Annotated in this window: 3 protein-coding genes; all 3 read left to right on the top strand. The window is 68.4% G+C overall.

What is annotated here, in order from left to right:
• Positions 1-540: amidohydrolase family protein (locus ABIS05_RS11905; protein ID WP_348011596.1), on the top strand; the 540-nt coding region annotated here is incomplete at its 5' end.
• Between the two features lie 133 nt (positions 541-673).
• A complete protein-coding gene (locus tag ABIS05_RS11900; RefSeq protein WP_348011595.1) occupies positions 674-2,227 on the top strand; it encodes a methyl-accepting chemotaxis protein in 1,554 nt (517 codons plus the stop codon).
• Between the two features lie 68 nt (positions 2,228-2,295).
• On the top strand, positions 2,296-2,571 hold the full coding sequence (locus ABIS05_RS11895; protein ID WP_348011594.1) for a hypothetical protein: 276 nt from the start codon (positions 2,296-2,298) through the stop codon (positions 2,569-2,571).
• Positions 2,572-2,780: the final 209 nt, after the last annotated feature.

Below are 2,780 nucleotides of genomic sequence, written 5' to 3'. Positions count from 1 at the left end.
GGCGCCGGCATCGTCATTTGCACTGGCACCGAGGCCAACCTGGGCGACGGCCTTGCCGATCTGCCTCGCTGGCTGCAGAACAACGTGCCGTTGACAGTGGGCTCGGACAGCCAGGTGACGCGCGGCTGGGTGGAGGAGCTGCGCTGGCTGGAGTACGGCCAGCGCCTGCTGCACCGCCAGCGCAATATCGCGTCGGCGCCGGGCAGCCAGCCGTCCAGCGCGGCGCGGCTGTTTGACACGGCCGTGGCCGGCGGCGCCCGCGCGGCCGGCTTCACCGCCTGGGGCCTGACGCCCGGCGCGCGCGCCGACGCGCTGGTGCTTAACCGCGAGGCCGACGGGCTGCGCGGCCTGCCCGACGACGCGCTGCTGGATGCTGTCGTCTTCGGCAGCAACGGCTCGCCCTGGCAATCCGTCTGGGTGGCCGGCCGGGCACGGCCCTGGCAGGCGCCGCAGCGCGTGGGCGACGCCTTCGAGGCGACCATGCACGAGCTGTGGTCAGTCGGCCCTACCCCGGGTGGCTCAGACTTGGCGGGCCGCTGACAAAGGACTAGTCTGGGCGCCAAGACCTCTAAAAATCACGCCGCTGTGATCACTCCTGGTCGGTAGGCTGTGGCTGCGAGGGACGACGGTGCCGCCCGTTGCGGCTTGCGTGCGTGCGTGACGAGGAGCGGCGATGAAATTGAGCGACTACACGATCAAGGCGCGGCTGCTGGCCCTGGCCGCCATCGCGGTGCTGGCGATGTTGGGGGTCGGCCTGCAGGGGCTGCGCAGCCTGTCCCAGAACCAGGCTGAATTTGCTCACTATGTCGAGAACGACGTTGAAGCCCTGACTCATCTCGCCGGTGTGCGGGCGGGCGTCGGCAATCTGCGTCGCTACGAGAAAGACATGCTGATCAACCTGGCCGACGCCAAGGCTGCGGAGCGCTATCGCAAGGAATGGAGTGACACCTTCGACAAGACCGCCGACAGCCTCGGCCGCATGGGCAAGCTGGACATGCCGGCGGACCTGCGGCGCATGCCCGAGGATCTGCTGAAGGCGCTGCAGGACTACCGCAGCGGCTTCAGTGGCATCGCCGACCGCGTGGCCAAGGGTGAGTTCACTGACACGGCTGCGGCCAATCACGCGATGGAGCCCGTCAAGGGCCCGGTGCGCGCGGTGGACAAAGCCCTCAACGAGATGACGGCCACCGTCGACAAGCACTCGGCCGCGCGCGTGGCGCAGTTGGCCGAAAGGGAGGCAGTCATCCGCCGCAACCTCGTCATCGTCATCGTCATCGCGGTGCTGCTGCTGGTGGGCTACACGGCCGTCAACATCCGCTCCATCCTGGCGCCGCTGGCCTACGCGGTGAAAGCGGCCGAGCGCATCGCCGGCCAGGATCTCAGCCAGCCCGTGCGCGTGGAAGGGCGAGACGAGACCGCAGCGCTGCTGCGCGGCGTGCAGGGGATGCAGGACTCGCTCGCCCAGGTCGTCAACGGCGTGCGCCAGAGCACCGACAGCATCGCCACGGCGTCGCGAGAGGTGGCCGTCGGCAGCCAGGACCTGAGCAACCGCACCGAGCAGGCCGCCTCCAACCTGCAGGAGACGGCCTCGGCCATGGAGGAGCTGACGGCCAGCGTCACGCACAACGCCGAGTCGGCGCGCAAGGCCAACCAGCTGGCGCAGGACGCGGCTGACGTGGCTCGCCGTGGCGGCGCGGTGGTGGATGAAGTGGTGCAGACCATGGGCCGCATCAGCGCCTCGTCGGCCAAGATCGGCGACATCATTTCCGTCATCGACGGCATCGCCTTCCAGACCAATATCCTCGCGCTGAATGCGGCGGTGGAGGCGGCGCGTGCGGGCGAGCAGGGCCGTGGCTTCGCCGTCGTGGCGGCCGAGGTGCGCACGCTGGCGGGCCGCTCTGCCGATGCGGCCAAGGAGATCAAGACGCTGATCGTGCGCAGCGGCGAAAGCGTCGACAGCGGCGCCACGCTGGTGGCCCAGGCCGGCGACACGATGAAGGAAATCATCGAGTCGATTGCGCGCGTCAGCGCCATCGTCTCCGAGATCAGCCACGCCACCGGCGAGCAGAGCACCGGCATCGGCCAGATCGGCCAGGCCATCGCCGGCCTGGATCAGATGACACAGCAGAACGCCGCGCTCGTGGAGGAGTCCGCCGCCGCTGCCGTCAGCCTGCAGCAGCAGGCCGACGAGCTGTCGCGATCGGTGGCGGTGTTCAGGCTGGGCTGATCAAAGAACGGCGCCCGCTGTAACGACGGTTTGCACGTGCCGACCGAACACCACACTAGACTCAACGGATGCCCGACTACTTCAACACCTACGTCGACGAGGAGCACCTCCTCACCCATGAAGGGGCAGATTTTGACGAGGTGTTGCTGGCCGACCGGTCTGGCGCCACTGGTGCGCAAGTCTGGTGCTGGACGCGGCGCGACGACGATCGCTCCAAGGCCAGTTGGCTGCGCCTGATCGTGGCCGTCGACGACAAGGATTCACCCGCGACGGTCGAGCGCGTTCGCGATGCGCTGAAGCCGCGGCCCGTGGCGAACCCCCATCGCCCGCCCTGGATGCATTGATCCTTGCGCGCACTTCGGTGCTCGTCACGAACTGCGCCAGGATGGCGCCCGGGATGGACAGCATCACTGTGGCGAAGGCTGCGGGAACGACGGTTGCCGGTGCAGTGGGCGGCAATGGGGCCGCACTTGCGATCCACCTACCGTTGGAGAGTCACCATGAGCAGCAAATTCAACCCCTTGTCGACTGGCGTCGCCGTTGCGACCGCCAG

The organism is Roseateles sp., assembly GCF_039929605.1.
In the GTDB taxonomy this organism is placed as follows: Bacteria; Pseudomonadota; Gammaproteobacteria; order Burkholderiales; family Burkholderiaceae_C; genus Pelomonas.
Note: the sequence above shows the minus strand (reverse complement) of the source record. Positions and strands in the feature narration are given on the sequence as shown.

What these genes read in the sequence shown, in the direction of transcription:
- ABIS05_RS11895 (WP_348011594.1), top strand. Translation starts at nt 2,296, where the DNA reads ATGCCCGACTACTTCAACACCTACGTCGACGAGGAGCACCTCCTCACC.
- ABIS05_RS11900 (WP_348011595.1), top strand. Translation starts at nt 674, where the DNA reads ATGAAATTGAGCGACTACACGATCAAGGCGCGGCTGCTGGCCCTGGCC.